This is a genomic window from Micromonospora wenchangensis (assembly GCF_002210435.1).
Lineage (GTDB): Bacteria > Actinomycetota > Actinomycetes > Mycobacteriales > Micromonosporaceae > Micromonospora > Micromonospora wenchangensis.
Map to the genome: position 1 here is coordinate 23,396 of NZ_MZMV01000015.1, position 17,892 is coordinate 41,287.

Sequence of the window (17,892 nt, forward strand, 5' to 3'; positions counted from 1 at the left end):
ACAAGGAGGTGCAGACCCGATGGAGACCGACGCCTTCTACCTCGACCGCACGGTACGCCTGGAGGGTGGCACCCTGGTCGCCGAGCGGAAGCTGGACGGGCGGGACCACTACCTGCACCAGCATCTCGTCGACGGTGTGCCGACGATGCCCGGCGTGTTCGTCACCGAGATCGCCGCCCAGGCGGCCCGCCGGCTGGTCCCGCAGGGCGTCGTCACCGGCTTCCGTGATCTCGTCCTCGACCGTTTCCTGCGGCTCGGCGGTGGCAGCGACCGGGCTCCGCTGCGGGTGCGCGCGACCCTGCGTTCCGGGGCGGCCGGGCGGTCCGTGGTCGACGTCGTCGTGACCATGGACGTCGTCGCCCCCTCGGGGCAGGTCCTGGTACGCGACCGTCGGCACTTCTCCGTCACCGTGCTGGTCGACGCGCGCCGCCCGGCCGCGCCCACCTGGCCGGCCTGGCACACGGCCGACGAGCTGCCGGTGCCGGATCCGTACCTGACGCCGGGCTCGCCGGTGCGGGTCGACGGGGCGTTCGTCAGCACGACCGGGTTGCGCCTGCACCCGTTGGGCGCGCGGGCGCGGTACACGGCCCCGGCGGGTGCGGGGTCGGTCTTCGACCGGTTCACGGTGCCGGTGCTGCTCCTGGACGGCCTGCTCCGGCTGATCGGGACGGAACTGGTCGACGACCGGTACGTGCCGATCTTCGCACCGACCCGGATCCGCCGCATCGACCTGCACGTCGGCGGCGGTGACGTGGTGCTGGGCGGGGCCGGTGCGGTCGAGCTGTTCGCCACCCCGAGGGCGGCGGCGCTGCTCGGTGCCGAGGGCGGCACCCGGGCGTTGGCGGTGGACGGCACCGGCCGGGTGCTGGTGCAGATCAAGGACGTCGTCGGCGTCGGTGTCGGCGGCTTCGACACGGTTGCCGGCCGGCAGGTGGATTGGCCCGTGATCGGCGACGTCGGCCGCAGCAGGCTCAGCGGTCGGGTCGGCGTGGTGCCGTTGTGAACGACGAGCAGACGTGGGAGCGAGCATGAACGGGACCATCGCACCGGGACCGACCGGTAGGCCGCTCGTCGGCAGCCTCTTCGACTGGCGGCGTACGCCCGCCGAGTTCCTGCTCCGGTTGCAGCGCGACCACGGCGAGGTGGTCCGGATGAAGCTCGGGCCGTACCTGGTGCACCTGGTCACCGAGCCGGACGCGGTGCACCGCGTGCTGGTCGGCAACCACCACAACTACGACCGCGGCAAGCTGTACGACCAGTTCAAGCTGGTCATGGGCACCGGTCTGCTGACCACCGACGGGCCGGCCTGGCGCAGCCACCGCCGCGCCGTACAGCCGCTCTTCCTCAACCGGGCGATCGGTGCGATCCTGCCGAACGTCATCGAGTCGACCCACCAGATGCTGGACCGGTGGGAGGTCGCCGCGGCCCGGGGGGAGCCGGTCGACCTGATCGGCGAGATGCTCCAACTGACCCTGGTGACGCTGAGCCGGTCCCTGTTCGGATACGACCCGGGGGCGGCGGTGGCCGAGATGAAACGCACCGTGGACGCCGGGATCGAGCTGATGTTCACCCACGGCCTGCTCTCGGAGCAGCTACCGGAGTGGATCCCGAACGCCCGTAACCGGCAGATCCGGGCCACCCGGCGGTTCTTCGACCGGCTCGTCGACGACATCCGGTCCAACCACCACCGGACCGGGCAGGGGCAGCTCGTCGAGTTGATGGAGACGGCCCGCGACCCGGTGGACGGGCGTGCCTGGACCGACCGGGAGATCCGGGACGAGCTGCTCACCGTCTACCTGGCGGGCCACGAGACGACGGCAGCCGCCGCCTGCTGGGCCCTCTACGCGCTCAGCGGTCACCGCTGGGCGGCCGAGGAGTTGACGGCGGAGGTCGACCAGGTGCTGGCCGGTCGGGCGCCCACCCTGGCGGACACCGAGCGGTTGACGTACACCGGGCAGGTGATCCAGGAGGCACTGCGCCTCTATCCGCCGATCTGGACCTTCCCCCGGGGTGTGGTCGCCGACGACGAGCTGGCGGGGCGGCACGTCCCGGCCGGCTCGTCGATCCTGATCTCGCCACTGGTGTCGCACCGTAACCCCCGCATCTGGGACAACCCGGATGCGTTCGATCCGGCGCGTTTCGCGGGCGACGCGGCACGGCGGCTGCCCCGACTGTCCTACCTCCCGTTCGGTGGCGGGCCCCGGATGTGCGTGGGCAACCTGATGGCGTTGCTCGAACTGAAGGTGATCGTGGCGCTGGTGAGCCAGCGGTTCCAGCTCCAGACGGTGCCGGGCGACTTCGTCAGGTACGGCCACTCGGTCATCTCGCTGCGCCCGCAGGGCCGGTTGCTGGTGACCCCGAAGCCGCGGGTCGGGGCGGCCGCATGACCGAGGTCGTCCTCTCCCCGGTCGGGGCCGCCGCCGGGGGTGACCCGGCCGTCGCCGGGCCGGTGCCCGGCTTCGTCCGGCAGACGCTCGGCCTGGTCGCCGTCGCGCCGCTGCCGGTGCCCGGTCCGGCCGCCCTCGCCGGCCGTCTCGTGCACGTGTTCAACGGCACCCCGGCGCTGCGGGAGCAGGTGGGGCGTACCGTGCGGGCCTGCGGTGGCCGTACCGCCGACGAGCCCGACCCGGACGTGGACGTGCTGGTCGACCTGACCCTGTGCGGGGATCCGGAGGCCGACTGGCGGGAGCCGGTGCGGCGGACCGTGACGGCACTGCACCGGGTCTACGACCGGTGGGCCGCCGAAACGCAGGTCGGTCGGCGGCAGTTCGTCGCGGTCACCGCGCTGGGCGGAACCCTCGGGCTGACCGCGCCGCACGAGGCGGACCGACGGTTCACCAACCCGCTGACCGGCATCTGGTCCGGGCTCTGCAAGACCCTGCCCCGCGAACTGCCGGCGTGCCGGAGCCGGGTGGTCGACCTCGGCCCGGACGTCGACCCGGGGCCGGCGGTCCTGGCCGAACTGCTCGCCGGGGAGTTGCAGGAGGTCGGCGTCCGCGCCGGTACGCGACGGGCCGTCCTGCCCCGGGCGGAGCCGGTCGACGGCCCGCCGGTCGACCTCGGCGTCGACGACGTGCTGCTGATGACCGGTGGTGCCCGGGGGATCGGCTTCGAGATCGCCCTCGACATGGCACGCCGGACGGGTTGCCGGGTGGTGGTGTCCGGCCGTCGGCCGCTACCCGCCGACGACAGTTGCTGGTTGACCGCCGACGACGACGGGTTCGCCGCCCTCGGGCGCACCGCGTACCTGGAGCGGGGCGGCCGGTCGCTGCCGGCGGTGCGCCGGGAGGTGGAACTGATGCGGCAGGCCCGGGAGATCCGGCACAACCTGCGCCGGGCCGCCGGGGTCGGCGCACGGATCGAGTACGCCGTCTGCGACGTCACCCGCGCCGAGGAGGTCGCGGCGCTGGTCGCCACGGCCGGGCCGGGGTTGAGCGTGGTCGTCCACAACGCCGGGATCGACCAGCCCACCCGGCTGTCGAGGAAGACGCCCGACGACGTGGTGGACGTGATCGCGGTGAAGGTCGACGGGTTCCGGAACCTGGTCGGGGCGTTGGCGGGGCGGCCGTTGAAGGTGCTCTGTGCGGTGGGTTCCCTCACCGGTCGCTACGGCGGCATGGTCGGGCAGGTCGACTACGCGGCGGCGAACGAGGGGTTGGCCCGGCTGGTGATGTGGGTGGGTCACCACCGTGGCGACCCGGTCGTCAAGTCGTTGTCCTGGCCGACCTGGGACGGTCTCGGGCTGATCACCAACCTGGAGGCGGCCAGCCGCTACATGCGGCCGATCCCGGTCGCCGCGGGGGTCCGGGCCTGGGCCGCCGAGCTGACGCACGGCGGCTGCGGCGAGGTCGGTTTCGTGGCCGAGATCGGCGAGATGACCCCGCAGCAACTGGCCGGTATCACGGTGCCCTCCGACTGGGCCGACCGGGTGCCCCTGCTGACCCGGCGGTTCCTGCTGGGTGACGTGGTCGAGTTCACGCCGCACCGGTTGCTCACCACCCGGCACCGGATCGACGGCGGGTGGGCCCAGCTCCTCGCCGACACCCGGTTCGACGGTGCCGCTGCGGTCCCCGTCTCGGTGCTGCTCGAATACCTGCTCGACGGTGCCCGGTGGCTGACCCCGCCGATGGGTCCGCTGGTGTCCCCGACGACCGCCGACCGGATCTGGGTACGACCGGGCGCGCTGCGGTCGACCGGACTGGTCCGCCGGGCCCGGGGCGGCGGCCCCGTCGGCGGACCGGCCGACTGGCGGGTCTGCGTCGAGTTGGAGCAGGACGGGCAGGTGGTGGCCCGGGGCGAGTTCGGCTTCGGCCCGGTGGACGCGGCCACCCCGGCGTCACCGGACCCGACGCCGCCCGGCCCGGTCGACGTGACCGCCGCCGGGCCGACCCTCCTGCCGCGCCGCTACGCGTGGCTGCCGTACCTGACCGGGGTCGGGCCGTGGCGACGGACGGACGCGGGTTGGTCCGCCGAGGTGGAGCCGGTCCGGCCGGTGGACCTGTTCGTGTCGACCGAGCCACCACGACCCGTCCTGCCGCTGGCCCACCTGGAAGCGCTGGTCGCGGTGGCCCCGGGAACACCCGACGAGGTGTGGACGGCCGACGCGCTGTCGCTGCACGCCACGGGTGAGGCGAGCCGGGCGGAGCTGGGTGACGGCCTGGCCCGGGTCGTCGACCGGCGTGGCACCACCCTGCTGTCCCTGCGCCGGCCCCGTTGGGTCCGGGGGTGAGCGGCCGGGCCGGCTGCCGGCCGTGGCCCGTCCGGGCACGCGCCGTCGTCGACCGTGAATCCGGCCCGTCGTCGGCCGGCCGACCGAAGTGATGTCCTCGGGAGGGACCATGTTGATGCGCTGGGGCCGGTGGATCCACCGGCACTGCCGCCTGGTGATGGGTCTCGCGGTGCTGTTCACCGTGGCGGCGGCGGTCTGGGGGGTGGGTGTCTTCGCCGCGCTCACCTCCTCCAGCGGCTTCGAGGTCGCGGGCAGCGAGAGCCAACGGGCCACCGAGGTGGAGACGGCCACGCTGGGCCGCGACTCCGCCGACGTGGTGGTGCTGTACCGCTCACCGAACCGGACGGTCGACGACGCCGGGTTCCGTGCCGACGTCACCCGGGTGCTGGAGGCGTTGCCCCGCGACCGGGTGGTGAGGTTCGACACCTACTGGTCGACCTCGTCGCCGAACCTGGTCAGCGCGGACCGGCGGGCGACCTTCGCCGTGGTGAGCCTGGTGGGGGCGGACGAGCGGGACCGGCGGGAGAACCTGGACGCGATCCGGGACCGGTTCGCCGTGCCGGGGCTCAGCAGCGCCGTCGGCGGGCAGGTGCCGACCCAGCAGCTCATCTCCAGTCGGGTCAAGAAGGACATCGGGCTGGCCGAGGCGCTTGCCGCGCCGGTGCTGTTCCTGCTGATGGTCGTGATCTTCCGGAGCGTCGTGGCCGCCCTGCTGCCACTGGCGATCGGCACCGTGGCGATCTTCGGATCGTTCGCGGCGTTGCACGGACTCACCCTGCTGACCGACATCTCCGTCTACTCCGTCAACATCACCACCCTGCTCGGCATCGGGCTCGCCATCGACTACGGACTCATCATGGTCGTCCGGTTCCGCGAGGAGCTGAGGGTGCGGGAGACGGTCGAGGAGGCGGTGGCCCGTACGGTGGCGGTGGCCGGGCGGACGGTCCTCGTCTCCGGGCTCACCGTCGCGGTGGCGCTCTGTAGCCTGCTGCTGTTCCCGCAGACCTTCCTCCGGTCCATGGGCTACGGCGGGGTGGCGACCGTGCTGGTCGACATGGTGGCCGCGCTGACCGTGCTGCCCGCCCTGCTGGCGTTGCTCGGCCGGCGGGTGGACCGGGGACGGGTGCGCCTGCTCGACCGCAGGGTTTCCCACGACGGTCAGCGGTGGCGGCGGCTGGGGCTGAGCGTGATGCGGCGACCGGTGAGCTATCTCGTGGTCACCCTGGGCGTCCTGCTGCTGTTGGGCCTGCCGTTCCTGAGGATCAGCTGGGGTGGCATCGACGCCCGCGCGCTGCCCGAGGGCACCGAGACGAGAGTCGTCTCGGAGACGCTCGCCCGGGATTTCCCGGCCAACTCCACCAGCCCGATCACGGTGCTGGTGACCCTGCCCGCGCCGGTGACCGGGGCGGCCCAGCGGGCCGAGCTGTCCGGTTACTCGGCCCGGCTGGCGGCGCTGCCCGGCGTCGACCGGGTGACCACGACCGGGCTGGCGGACCGGACGGCCCGGCTGTCCGTGGGGTTCATCCCGGACCGGATGTCCCAGCAGGCCCGCGACCTCGTCGCCGAGGTACGCCGGGTGCCGCCGCCGCCCGGTGCCGGCGTGCTGGTCGGCGGGATGACCGCGCAGCTGGTCGACCAGCTCGACAACATGTCCGCGATGCTGCCGTGGATGGGGCTGACCATGGCCGCCGCCACCTTCGTGCTGCTCTTCCTCGCCTTCGGGTCGGTAGTCCTCCCGCTGAAGGCGATGGTGGTCAACGTCGTCTCGCTCTCCGCGACGTTCGGCGTGCTGGTCTGGATCTTCCAGGACGGACACCTGTCGGACCTGCTCCGGTTCACCCCGATCGGGATGATCGAGCCGTCGATGCCGGTGCTCATCCTGGCCATCGCCTTCGGCCTCTCCATGGACTACGAGGTCTTCCTGCTGTCCCGGGTGCGGGAGCACTACGAGCGCGACGGTGATCCGACCGGCGCGGTGGTGGACGGCCTCCAGCGGACCGGCGGGGTGATCACCAGTGCGGCCCTGCTCTTCATGGTGGTGGTCGGTGCCTTCGCCACGTCGGGGATCACCTTCATCAAACTGACGGGCGTCGGTCTGTTCGTCGCGGTGCTGGTGGACGCCACGGTGGTCCGCGCCCTGCTGGTGCCGGCCGCCATGAAGCTGCTCGGTCGGGCCGCCTGGTGGGCGCCGGGGCCGCTGGCCGGGCTGCACCGCCGGATCGGCTTCCGTGAGGGCGACGGGGGTGACGAGGTGCCGGTGCGGCCGGCCGCCGAGGTCGTCAGCTCGGCCTGACGCACCGGCGCGGTGTGGCGGGTGACCCACCCGGGTGGGCCACCCGCCACCGCCGGGATCAGCGACGGGCGCGGTTGACCGCGCTCGTCACCGCCTTGATCGAGGCGGTGACGATGTTGGCGTCCGCGCCGACACCCCAGACGGTACGGCCGTCCACGTCGCACTCCACGTACGCGGCGGCCTGGGCGTCCCCGCCGGAGGACAGCGCGTGCTCGTGGTAGTCCAGCACCCGTACCGCCACGCCCACGGCCTGCAGCGCGTTGACGTACGCGTCGATGGGGCCGTTGCCGACGGCGGTGAGCGCGCGTCGTTCGCCGCCCAGACCGACCTCGGCCTCGACCTCGACCTTGCCGTCGGTGGTGCGGATCGTGTAGTCGGCCAGGGTGACGGCCGGGTCGACCTGGTGGTCGAGCAGGTAGTTGCGGGCGAAGATCTGCCACATGGTGCCCGGCTCGACCTCGCCACCGTCGTGGTCGGTGACCTGCTGCACGACGCCCGAGAACTCGATCTGGAGCCGGCGCGGCAGGTCCAGCTGGTGCTCGGTCTTCATGATGTACGCGACGCCGCCCTTGCCGGACTGCGAGTTGACCCGGATGACCGCCTCGTAGGTGCGGCCCAGGTCCTTCGGGTCGATCGGCAGGTAGGGCACCGCCCAGGTGAACTCGTCGATCGGCACCCCGGCCGCCTCGGCGTCGCGGGTCAGCGCGTCGAAGCCCTTCTTGATGGCGTCCTGGTGGGAGCCGGAGAAGGCGGTGTAGACCAGGTCGCCGGCGTACGGGTGGCGCTCGTGCACGGGGAGCTGGTTGCAGTACTCGACGGCCCGCTTGACCTCGTCGATGTTCGAGAAGTCGATCATCGGGTCGATGCCCTGGGAGAACAGGTTCAGCCCCAGCGTCACCAGGTCGACGTTGCCGGTGCGCTCGCCGTTGCCGAACAGGCAGCCCTCGATCCGGTCCGCGCCGGCCAGCAGGCCCAGCTCGGCGGCGGCGACCCCGGTGCCCCGGTCGTTGTGCGGGTGCAGGCTGAGCACCAGGCTGTCCCGGCGGGGCAGGTGCCGGTGCATCCACTCGATCGAGTCGGCGTACACGTTGGGGGTGGCCATCTCGACGGTGGCCGGCAGGTTGATGATCAGCTTGCGGTCCGGGGTGGGGTCGATGACCTCGATGACCTTGCCGCACACCTCCACCGCGTACTCCAGCTCCGTGCCGGTGTACGACTCGGGCGAGTACTCGTAGTAGATGTCGGTGTCCGGGGTGTGGATCTCGGCGTACTTGCGGCAGAGCCGCGCGCCCTGGGTGGCGATGTCGGTGATGCCGTCGCGGTCCAGGCCGAAGACCACCCGACGCTGGAGCGTGGAGGTGGAGTTGTAGAAGTGCACGATGGCCCGGTGCGCGCCGCGCAGCGACTCGAAGGTCCGCTCGATCAGGTGCTCCCGGCACTGGGTGAGCACCTGGATGGTGACGTCTTCGGGGATCAGGTCCTGCTCGATGAGCTGCCTGACGAAGTCGAAGTCGGTCTGGCTGGCCGAGGGGAAGCCGACCTCGATCTCCTTGTAGCCCATCTGTACCAGGAGCTGGAACATCCGCCGCTTGCGCTCCGGCGACATGGGGTCGATCAGGGCCTGGTTGCCGTCGCGCAGGTCGACCGCGCACCAGCGGGGGGCGGCCTCGACGTGCCGGGTCGGCCAGGTGCGGTCCGGCAGGTCGATCCGGAACTGCTGGTGGTACGGCTGGTAGCGCTGGTACGGCATCCGGCTGGGACGTTGCCGGGCGATCTGATCGGCGGCGTCGGCGTCGGTGGTGACAGGTTGAGCCATGACGGAGTGCTCCCGTGGGTCAGGTGGCGTCAGCATTGCGAAGGTGTCGGCGGGTGCCGGGCGGCGATGCCCGGACGGTTGCCGAGATGGAGTTCGGATCTGCTGGACGGCGCGGTTCGACTCCGCGACGGGGTGCCGGCCGGTCAGGCCCCGTCGCGGCGACCAAGGAGAAGGTACGCCCGCCACATGACAGAGTGACCCTACGTGATGAGCCGGGGGGTGCAAAGGTGGGTCCGGACTCTGAGATCCGAATCGCACCCGCCCCGGGCCGCCGGCCGAGGTCCCGCCACCACCGTCGAGGGGTGGTGGCGTCAGCCGAGCAGCAGGGCGTGGACCGGGTGCCGGCGGCGCAGCGCGGTCTCCCGGCGCAGCAGGTCCCCGGGCAGGGCTGACGGGTCGCCGAGCGGGCCCACGGCGGCCACCACCAGGGGGCGTACCCCGGTGGGCAGGTCCAGTTCGGCGGCGAGCGCGGCCCGGTCGAAGTCGCGGATCTGGCGCACGTGTAGACCGAGGGCGGTGGCCTGGACGCTGAGGTGGGCGACCGACTGGCCCAGGTCGTACGCGCACCGCTCCGGGTCGCCGGCGACGTGCGCGCCCACCAGCAGCGCGGCGGCGTGGCGGGCCCAGCGCTGGTCGGCCCCGGTGAGGCTGACCAGGATGCGTTTCCAGGTTTCGTCGTCGCGGCGGCCGAGGGCGAACCGCCACGGCTGGGCGTTGCCGGCCGACGGGGCCCAGCGGGCCGCCTCCAGCAGGGACGCCGCCTCGTCGCCGGTCAGTTCGGCGGTCGGGTGGAACGCCCGGGGGCTCCAGCGGAACGCGAGCAGCGGGGTGAGGTGAGCCATGCGAAGAGAATCCCGTATGGGGTATTTGGTGGATTAGCCCGCTATGGCAAATGTGGTCAAGGCCACCCGTAACGCTCGAACGGGTCAGGACGTTCCGGGGCTCGGCTCCGCCGACGCCCCCGCCTCCCGGCCGAGCGGCTCGCCGGGCACCACCGGCCCGGCCAGCGGGACCGTGTCGGGTGCCGGGCCGGGCGGGCCGGCCAGGGTCAACGTGCCCAGCGCCGCCCGGACGAAGGTGGGCGTCCCGTCCGGCTGGTAGCAGTAGACGCCCACGTCCAGCGGCGGGTGCAGCGAGGCGGCGGTGCTCTCCACCACGTAGCAGGTCCCCGGCACCCCGGGCGGCGTGGTCGCGGTGGAGACCGACAGCGCGGTACGCCGGTCGGTGAGCACCTCCAGCCAGTCGGTGAACGGGTGCTGCACCCGGGGGTCCAGCCGGTGCGGCACCGCGTCGTCCCGGTCACCCAGCCGTACGCAGCTCGCCGGCTCGGGGCGGCCGGCCGACGGCAGGCCGCACTGGAACAGCCCGTCCCGGGTGGCGGCGAGCGCGACGTCGGCCGTCCCGCCGAGGGCACCCCCCGGCACGTCCACCCGCCAACTGCCGTCGTTCGCGCTGGTCACGGTGATCTCGCGGGTCGGGCCGCCGGTGCCGGTCAGGGTGTACCGGGCGGTCAGGTGGCGGTCCCGGGCGGCGGCGGCCAGCGCGGCCAGCTCGTCGCGGGCGCTGTCGACCGCGACGGGCGTCGGAACGGACGGCGACCCGGTCGGCGGGGCGTCCGGCCCGTCGGAGGCGCAACCGGCCAGCAGCACCAGCACCGGCAGCACCGGCAGCACCGACCGGCCCGGCCACCCCCGGCGGCCGGGCGGTTCCGGGGACGGTGGGATCGGGTGGGGATGGGCGTGCACGGGGTCATTCTGCGCCCGCCGACGGCCCCGGACGACCCCGCACGGGCCGGTGACGGGCCGGGCGTGTCAGGTCGCGTCCCCCGCGCGAACCCCGGTCGGTGGCGGTGGCCTGCGCCGGATGGTGGGATCACCCGACCCGCACTCGCGTACCGCCCGATACCCTGGGGTGGTCTGACACGCGCCGCCGGACTTCAGCCGGCGGCGTCGGCACGCTCAGGGTCGTCGCTGGGAGGGAGTGCGCCGTCGTGGCACTCGTGGTGCAGAAGTACGGCGGGTCCTCCGTCGCCAACGCCGAGCGGATCAAGCGGGTGGCCGAGCGCATCGTCGCCGCCCGCAAGGCCGGCGACGACGTGGTGGTGGTGGTCTCCGCGATGGGCGACACCACCGACGAGCTGCTCGACCTGGCCAACCAGGTCAGCCCCCTGCCGCCGGGTCGTGAGCTGGACATGCTGCTCACCGCCGGGGAGCGGATCTCGATGGCGCTGCTGGCCATGGCGATCCACAACCTGGGGTACGAGGCACGCTCGTTCACCGGCTCGCAGGCCGGCGTGATCACCACCTCGGCGCACGGCCGGGCGCGGATCATCGACGTCACCCCCGGGCGGCTCAAGGGCGCGCTCGACGAGGGCGCGGTGGTGATCGTGGCCGGCTTCCAGGGCGTCTCGCAGGACACCAAGGACGTCACCACGCTGGGCCGGGGCGGCTCGGACACCACCGCCGTGGCGCTCGCCGCCGCGTTGCACGCCGACGTCTGCGAGATCTACACCGACGTCGACGGCATCTTCACCGCCGACCCCCGGATCGTGCCCAACGCCCGGCACATCCAGCACATCACCTACGAGGAGATGCTGGAGCTGGCCGCCTGCGGCGCCAAGGTGCTGCACCTGCGCAGCGTGGAGTACGCGCGCCGGGCGGGCTTGCCGATCCACGTCCGTTCGTCATACTCGACCAACACCGGCACCATGGTCACCGGATCGATGGAGGACCTTCCCGTGGAACAGGCACTGATCACCGGGGTTGCCCACGACCGCAGCGAGGCGAAGATCACGATCGTGGGGGTGCCCGACGAGCCGGGTGCCGCCGCCAGCATCTTCGACACCGTGGCCGGTGCCGAGATCAACATCGACATGATCGTGCAGAACGTCTCCACCGAGGGCACCGGGCGCACCGACATCTCGTTCACCCTGCCCAAGGCCGACGGGCCGACCGCGATGGCCGCGCTCAGCAAGATCCAGGAGCCGGTCAAGTTCAAGGGCCTGCTCTACGACGACCACGTCGGCAAGGTGTCGCTGATCGGTGCCGGGATGCGTTCGCACCCGGGCGTCGCGGCCGGTTTCTTCGCCGCCCTCGGCGCGGCCGGCGTCAACATCGAGATGATCTCCACCTCCGAGATCCGGGTCTCCGTGGTCTGCCGGGACACCGACCTCGACCGGGCGGTACGCGCCATCCACGACCAGTTCGAGTTGGGCGGCGACTCCGAAGCCGTGGTGTACGCGGGAACCGGGCGGTAGCCCCGATGGGACCGCAGCCCACCCTGGCCGTGGTCGGGGCGACGGGGGCTGTCGGCACCGTGCTGTGTGACCTGCTCTCCTCCCGGCGCAACGTCTGGGGGGAGATCAGGCTGCTCGCCTCGGCCCGCTCGGTCGGGCGGCAGGTGCGCTGCCGGGGCGAGGAGCTGACCGTGGGCGCGCTCACCCCCGAGGCGTTCGACGGGGTCGACGTGGCGGTCTTCGACGTGCCCGACGAGGTGTCGGCGCACTGGGCGCCGGTCGCCGCCGAGCGGGGCGCGGTGGTCGTCGACAACTCGGCCGCGTTCCGGGCGGACCGCGACGTCCCGCTGGTGGTGCCCGAGATCAACCCCGAGCAGGTGCACCACCGGCCCCGGGGGATCATCGCCAACGCCAGCTGCACCACCCTGACCATGATCGTGGCGATCGCCCCGCTGCACCGCGAGTACGGCCTGCGGGAGCTGGTGCTCGCGTCGTACCAGGCGGTGTCGGGGGCGGGGCAGGCCGGGGTGGACGCCCTGCACCTGCAACTCGGCAAGATCGCCGGGGACCGGGTGCTCGGCTCCCGGCCCGGCGACGTCCGGCAGGCGGTCGGCGACGAGCTGGGGCCGTTCCCCGCGCCGCTGGCGTTGAACGTGGTGCCGTGGGCGGGGTCGCCGGCCGAGCAGGGCTGGTCGTCCGAGGAGCTGACCGTCCGCAACGAGTCCCGCAGGATCCTCGGCCTGCCCGACCTGAAGGTCTCCGCCACCTGCGTACGGGTGCCGGTGGTGACCGGCCACTCGGTCGCGGTGCACGCCGTCTTCGCCACCGAGGTCGACGCCGAGGGGGCCCGGGAGGCGCTGCGTAACGCCCCGGGCGTGATCCTGGTCGACGACCCGGCGGCCGGGGAGTTCCCGATGCCCATCGACGCGGTCGGCACCGACCCGTCGTGGGTCGGCCGGATCCGTCGGGCCGTCGACGACCCGCGCGCCCTCGACCTCTTCGTCACCGGCGACAACCTGCGCAAGGGTGCCGCCCTCAACACCGCCCAGATCGCAGAACTAGTCGTCAACCCCCGCCCCCGCCCCTAACCCCCCCCGCCGGGGCGGTGGCGGGGCGGGGCGGGGGTCAGGGGGTGGAGAGGTGGACCCGGTTTCGGCCCTGGTGTTTCGCCGCGTAGAGGGCCTGGTCGGCGCGGTGCAGGGTGCGGTCGGCCGGTTCGCCGGGCAGCGGTAGCGCCACGCCCACGCTGATCGTGCGGCCGGTGCGCCGGGCGGCCTCGGTCAGCCGCTCGGCGATGCGGACCGCCTCGTCGGCGTGAGCCACCTCGATCACCGCGACGAACTCGTCGCCGCCGGTGCGGTACAGCTCGTCGCCGTGCCGCAGCGCCGCCTCCAGGGCGCGGGCCAGCCCCACCAGCAGCCGGTCCCCGGCCTGGTGGCCGTACGTGTCGTTGACGCTCTTGAAGCCGTCCACGTCGATGGCGAGCAGCGCGGTACGCCCGGGGGTGGCCGCCGCGATCCGCCGCCCGAACGTGCCGGTGTGCCGCAGCCCGGTGAGCGGGTCGAGGCTGGCCTGCTCCCGCAGCTGCGCCAGGGTACGCAGCCGCTCCAGGGCGGCCCACGCCTGCCCGGCGAGCAGTTCCATCAGGTTGACCGTGGTCGGGTCGGGGTGCAGCAGCCGCTCGTCGGCGACCAGCAGCACCCCGCCGTCGTCAGGTGGGCCGACCGGCACCGACACCAGGGTGCGTACCCCGGCGCGGGCCAGCGCCTGGTGTTCCTCGGTGGGCGGGCAGCCCGACTCACCCAGGGTGTACGCCGCGCCGTACCGGTGGGCCCGCGCGACGAGCCGGTCGAGTTGCGTGGTCGAGACGTCGGCCAGGGCGGACCGCACCCGCGCCTCCCACCCGGTGGGGACGGTGGTGGGGGCGGCGACGCGGGGGCCGTGCCGGCCGGCGAGCACCAGCACGGCGGTGGAGAGGGTGGAGACCTCCCGGGCGGCGGTGAGCGCGGCGGTCAGCAGGTCCCAGTCGGTGGGGGCGGCGGTCATCGCGGTGGCGTGCCGGAGCAGTTTCTCGCTGCGGCTCTCGGCGGGCGGCCCGCCCAGCGCCGCGATCCGGGCGCCGAGCCGTTCGGCGAGCCGGTCGGCGGTCTCCCGCCACGGCGTGAGGTCCACCGGCCCGCTCCACTGGAGGTCGAGCACGCCGATCGGGCGGCCCTGCGGGTCCCGCACCGGTACGCAGATCTCGGCCGTGACGTCGGGGCGCAGCGGCAGGTAGTCCGGGTCGGCGGTGACGTCCCCGACGGTGGCCCCCGCGCCGGAGGCGTACACCCGGCCGACGATGCCCGACTTCGGCGGGACGGCGGAGAAGACCTGCCAGGCCCCGGTGGCGGCGATGCAGCGCAGCCGGTCGTGCACCTGGAGCAGGACGGAGATCGTGGCGGGGGCGTGCCGGGCGAGCGCGGTCACCGTCCACCGGCAGGCCTCGGCGGCGGTCGACGCCATCGACAGGCGGACCGTGACGTCCCGGACGACTCGCTCGTGATCCACGTTCTTCCAGGTGGGAGAGGGCCCGGCGGACGCCGGGGCTGCGATCAAGCGTACTCAGCGGCGGCCGTTCGGCCGTACAAGATCGTTCTGTTCGTACACATGTTTCATCCACAGGGTGTGGACAGGGCCTGTGGGCGATAGCGTGGGGACCCCGGCGCGCGGGAGGGGGCGGCATGGAACTGCTCTGGTACGTCGCCTACGGGTCGAACCTGCACGCCGCCCGGCTCGGCTGGTACCTCTCCGGTGGCCGGCCGCCCGGCGGGCTGCGGACGTACCCCGGCTGCCGGGACTGCCGACCGCCGCGCCGCACGCTGCCGGCGCTGATCCCCGGCGGCATCTATTTCGCCGGCGAGTCCCGGGCCTGGACGGGCGGGATGGCCTTCTACGACCCGACGCTGCCCGGCGTCGCGGCGGCCCGGGGCTACCTGCTCACCCGGGCGCAGTTCGCCGACCTCGCCGCCCAGGAGATGTACCGTCCGCCCGGCGACGACCTGCCCGCGCTCGACGTGGCGGTGGCCGACGGCCGGGCCACCCTCGGCCCGGGGCGCTACGAGACGCTGCTGCGGGTCGGCACCCGCGACGGGCTGCCGATGCTCACCTTCACCGCGCCGTGGCGGGCCGCCGACGTGGCGTGGACCCCGCCCGCCCCGGTCTACCTGCGGATGATCGCCGCCGGGTTGCGGGAGGCGCACGGCTGGACGCCGGCCGAGACGGTCGACTACCTGGCCGACCGGCCCGGGGTGGCCGGGCACTGGACCCGACCCCGACTGGTCGACCTGATCCGCCCGCCGGAGGAGTGCGGATCGGTGGAAGGGACGCCGTCGCCTGACGATCGCGCCATCCATGATCACCATTAGGGTCCCGCTGCCGGGACTGGCGGACCGGTTTGGCGACGCGACGCATTTCCGGTCCACAGTCGCCGGTCCGCGTCGATAGCCTCGGCCCACTTTCCGTGACCGGTCCCCGTGGACGCCGGTCCGTGAACCTGTGGGGGTACGCGTGAAGCACACCAGGCTCGTCGGATTCGCCGTGGCGCTCGCCGTCGCCGTCGGCGGCTCACTCACCGTTGCCGGACCGGCCCAGGCCGCCACCCCGGCCGTCGAGATCACGAAGGTCTACTACAACTCCCCGGGCAGCGACACCCGCTCCAACACCAGCCTCAACGCCGAGTACGTCAAGCTGACCAACCGGCGCAGCTCGACGATCAACCTGAAGTCCTGGACGCTGCGCGACAAGTCCAAGCACGTCTACACGTTCTCCGGCGACGTCCGTCTCGCCAAGGGCGCCAGCGTCTACATCCACACCGGCAAGGGCAAGAACACCTCCACCCACCGGTACTGGGGCTCCGGGAACTACATCTGGAACAACACCGGCGACACCGCCTACCTGCGCAACTCCGCCGGCACCGGGATCGACTCCTGCTCGTGGGGGAGCAAGGGCAGCTACACGTACTGCTGAGCACCGCTCGGACCCGCGGTGACCGGAGCGTTGAGGGGCGTAATCCGGCCATCGTCCGACCGTCCCGGGAGGGCGGCCGGCGACTTCTCGCACCGGGAGTCGCGGCCGGTCCCGGGGCGGTCGACCCGTTTGCGCCCACGCCGACCCGACCCCGGCGTCCGGCCGGGGCCGGGTCGGCCGGCTCTGCCATGCTGGGCCGGTGACCGTGACCTGGCGACACCTGCCCGCCCCGGCCCGCGAGATCGCGGTGGCCGCCACCGTGGCGGTCGAGGCCGCCCAGGCCCGCGACGGCGTGGCGTACGACGACGCGGTGCCCCGGCTCGCCGGTGCCGACCGCGCCGGGCTGGTCCTCGGCGGGATGGTCCGGATCCTGCTGGAGCAGGCACACCCCGACGGGCTCGACAGCGACGACGTGCGGCAGGTGCTGGAACGCTGCGTCCGCGCAGCCGCGACCTGGCGACCCGACGTCGACCCGCACGTGGTGCTGGTGCTGCTGGCCGGGGCGCTCGGCGTCTACGACCCGGGCGACGACGACACCCCGCCCGACCCGGCTGCCGTCGCCGCCCACGCGCCGCTGCTGGTGGCCGACCTGCTCGCGGTGACCGGGGTGCCGTTCGCCGGGTGCCTGGAAGCGGCGTTCGCCGAGGTCGCCCGCACCGAACGCCACGACGACTGACGACGCCCCGCCGGTGCGGCGGGTCAGGGGCTGGCGGCGAGGAAGACGAACGCGGCGAGCAGCACCAGGTGCACCCCGCCCTGTAGGACGGTGGCCCGGCCCGGCACCACGGTCAGCACGCCGGTGACGACGGTCAACGCCAGCAGGGTCAGCTGGGTGCCGCCGAGGCCGAGCAGCAGCGGCCCGTCCAGCCAGATCGAGGCGAGCGCGATCGCCGGGATGGTCAGGCCGATGCTCGCCATCGCGGAGCCGAGCGCCAGGTTGAGGCTGATCTGCACCCGGTCCCGGCGGGCCGCGCGGGCGGCGGCCAGGGTCTCCGGCAGCAGCACGAGCAGCGCGATGACCACCCCGACGAATGACTGCGGCAGGTTCGCCGCCGCGACGCCGGCCTCGATGGTCGGCGAGACGGTCTTCGCGTCACCGACCACGGCGACCAGGGCGACGACGAGCAGCACCAGGCTCGTCACCGCGGTACGCGTCGACGGCGGGTCGGCGTGCCCGTCGCCGTCGGTGTCGGGCACGCTGCCGTCGCTGGTCACCGGCAGGAAGTAGTCCCGGTGCCGGCCGGTCTGCACCATCACGAACAGCCCGTACAGCGCCAGCGACGCCACGGCCGCGAAGGCGAGCTGGGCGGGGGAGAACTCGGGGCCGGTCTTGCTGGTGGTGAATGTCGGCACCACCAGGCTCAGGGTGGCGAGGGTCGCCACGGTGGCCAGCGCCCCACCGGTGCCCTCCGGGTTGAACACGGCCACTCGTCGCCGGAGCGCGCCGAGCAGCAGCGAGAGCCCGAGGATGCCGTTGCAGGTGATCATCACGGCGGCGAAGACGGTGTCCCGGGCCAACGCCTGGGTCTTGTCGCCGCCACTGATCATCAGGGTGACGATCAGGGCGACCTCGATGACGGTGACCGCCACCGCGAGCACCAGCGAACCGTACGGCTCACCGACCTTGTGGGCGACCACCTCGGCGTGGTGCACGGCCGCCAGCACCGCGCCGGCCAGCAGGAGGGCCACCACCGCCACCAGCACGCCCGGCAGCTCGCGGTTCCAGGTGACGAGCAGCAGCAGCACCGCGAGGACGGGTACCACGATCGTCCAGTCGGACATCCGGGGGCGGAGCAGCGCGGGCATGCCGTACA

The 17,892-nt window shown here is 73.3% G+C and carries 14 protein-coding genes; 9 read left to right on the top strand and 5 right to left on the bottom strand.

Translation table 11 applies throughout. The annotated features are described in order from the left end of the window. Nucleotides 1–19 precede the first annotated feature (19 nt). From B5D80_RS11405 to B5D80_RS11420, 4 genes are all read left to right on the top strand, one after another. Entirely contained in the window at nt 20–1,003 is a 984-nt protein-coding gene (locus B5D80_RS11405; RefSeq protein WP_088643808.1) for a hotdog family protein, read from the top strand. Between the two features lie 25 nt (nt 1,004–1,028). Further along, nucleotides 1,029–2,387, top strand: a complete 1,359-nt coding sequence (locus B5D80_RS11410; RefSeq protein ID WP_088643809.1) for a cytochrome P450 — start codon at nt 1,029–1,031, stop codon at nt 2,385–2,387. Then, nucleotides 2,384–4,729 carry an SDR family NAD(P)-dependent oxidoreductase gene (locus tag B5D80_RS11415; protein WP_088643810.1) on the top strand — a complete coding sequence of 782 codons (2,346 nt, stop codon included), beginning with the start codon at nt 2,384–2,386 and terminating at the stop codon, nt 4,727–4,729. Before B5D80_RS11410 ends, B5D80_RS11415 begins: the two co-directional genes overlap by 4 nt. Before the next feature lie 109 nt (nt 4,730–4,838). Continuing rightward, entirely contained in the window at nt 4,839–7,022 is a 2,184-nt protein-coding gene (locus B5D80_RS11420) for an MMPL family transporter (protein ID WP_088643811.1), read from the top strand. 58 nt (nt 7,023–7,080) lie between these two features. Here the strand turns inward: B5D80_RS11420 and leuA are convergent, their stop codons facing one another. The 3 genes from leuA to B5D80_RS11435 form a co-directional block, all read right to left on the bottom strand. Beyond that, a complete protein-coding gene (gene leuA / locus B5D80_RS11425; protein ID WP_088643812.1) occupies nt 7,081–8,838 on the bottom strand; it encodes a 2-isopropylmalate synthase in 1,758 nt (585 codons plus the stop codon). A 311-nt stretch (nt 8,839–9,149) separates the two neighbouring features. Continuing rightward, a complete protein-coding gene (locus B5D80_RS11430; protein ID WP_088643813.1) occupies nt 9,150–9,680 on the bottom strand; it encodes a nitroreductase family protein in 531 nt (176 codons plus the stop codon). An 84-nt stretch (nt 9,681–9,764) separates the two neighbouring features. Further along, the gene (locus tag B5D80_RS11435; RefSeq protein WP_245854470.1) at nt 9,765–10,583 is read right to left on the bottom strand and encodes a hypothetical protein; all 819 of its coding nucleotides are present in this window, start codon (nt 10,581–10,583) and stop codon (nt 9,765–9,767) included. 245 nt (nt 10,584–10,828) lie between these two features. Here B5D80_RS11435 and B5D80_RS11440 point away from each other — a divergent pair, with 245 nt between their 5' ends. Further along, on the top strand, nt 10,829–12,094 hold the full coding sequence (locus tag B5D80_RS11440; protein ID WP_088643814.1) for an aspartate kinase: 1,266 nt from the start codon (nt 10,829–10,831) through the stop codon (nt 12,092–12,094). 5 nt (nt 12,095–12,099) lie between these two features. Further along, entirely contained in the window at nt 12,100–13,161 is a 1,062-nt protein-coding gene (locus B5D80_RS11445; protein WP_088643815.1) for an aspartate-semialdehyde dehydrogenase, read from the top strand. Between the two features lie 37 nt (nt 13,162–13,198). Here B5D80_RS11445 and B5D80_RS11450 read toward each other — a convergent pair whose 3' ends face one another. Continuing rightward, entirely contained in the window at nt 13,199–14,620 is a 1,422-nt protein-coding gene (locus tag B5D80_RS11450; RefSeq protein WP_088643816.1) for a GGDEF domain-containing protein, read from the bottom strand. A 173-nt stretch (nt 14,621–14,793) separates the two neighbouring features. Here B5D80_RS11450 and B5D80_RS11455 point away from each other — a divergent pair, with 173 nt between their 5' ends. The 3 genes from B5D80_RS11455 (at nt 14,794) to B5D80_RS11465 (ending at nt 16,754) form a co-directional block, all read left to right on the top strand. Next, nucleotides 14,794–15,477 (top strand): histone deacetylase, encoded by a 684-nt coding sequence (locus B5D80_RS11455; protein ID WP_245854472.1) that lies wholly within the window; start codon nt 14,794–14,796, stop codon nt 15,475–15,477. A gap of 142 nt (nt 15,478–15,619) precedes the next feature. After that, nucleotides 15,620–16,078 carry a lamin tail domain-containing protein gene (locus B5D80_RS11460; RefSeq protein WP_088643817.1) on the top strand — a complete coding sequence of 153 codons (459 nt, stop codon included), beginning with the start codon at nt 15,620–15,622 and terminating at the stop codon, nt 16,076–16,078. Nucleotides 16,079–16,277: 199 nt separating this feature from the next. Then, the gene (locus B5D80_RS11465) at nt 16,278–16,754 is read left to right on the top strand and encodes a hypothetical protein (RefSeq protein ID WP_088643818.1); all 477 of its coding nucleotides are present in this window, start codon (nt 16,278–16,280) and stop codon (nt 16,752–16,754) included. A 23-nt stretch (nt 16,755–16,777) separates the two neighbouring features. Here the strand turns inward: B5D80_RS11465 and B5D80_RS11470 are convergent, their stop codons facing one another. After that, a complete protein-coding gene (locus B5D80_RS11470; RefSeq protein ID WP_088643883.1) occupies nt 16,778–17,884 on the bottom strand; it encodes a calcium:cation antiporter in 1,107 nt (368 codons plus the stop codon). Nucleotides 17,885–17,892: the final 8 nt, after the last annotated feature.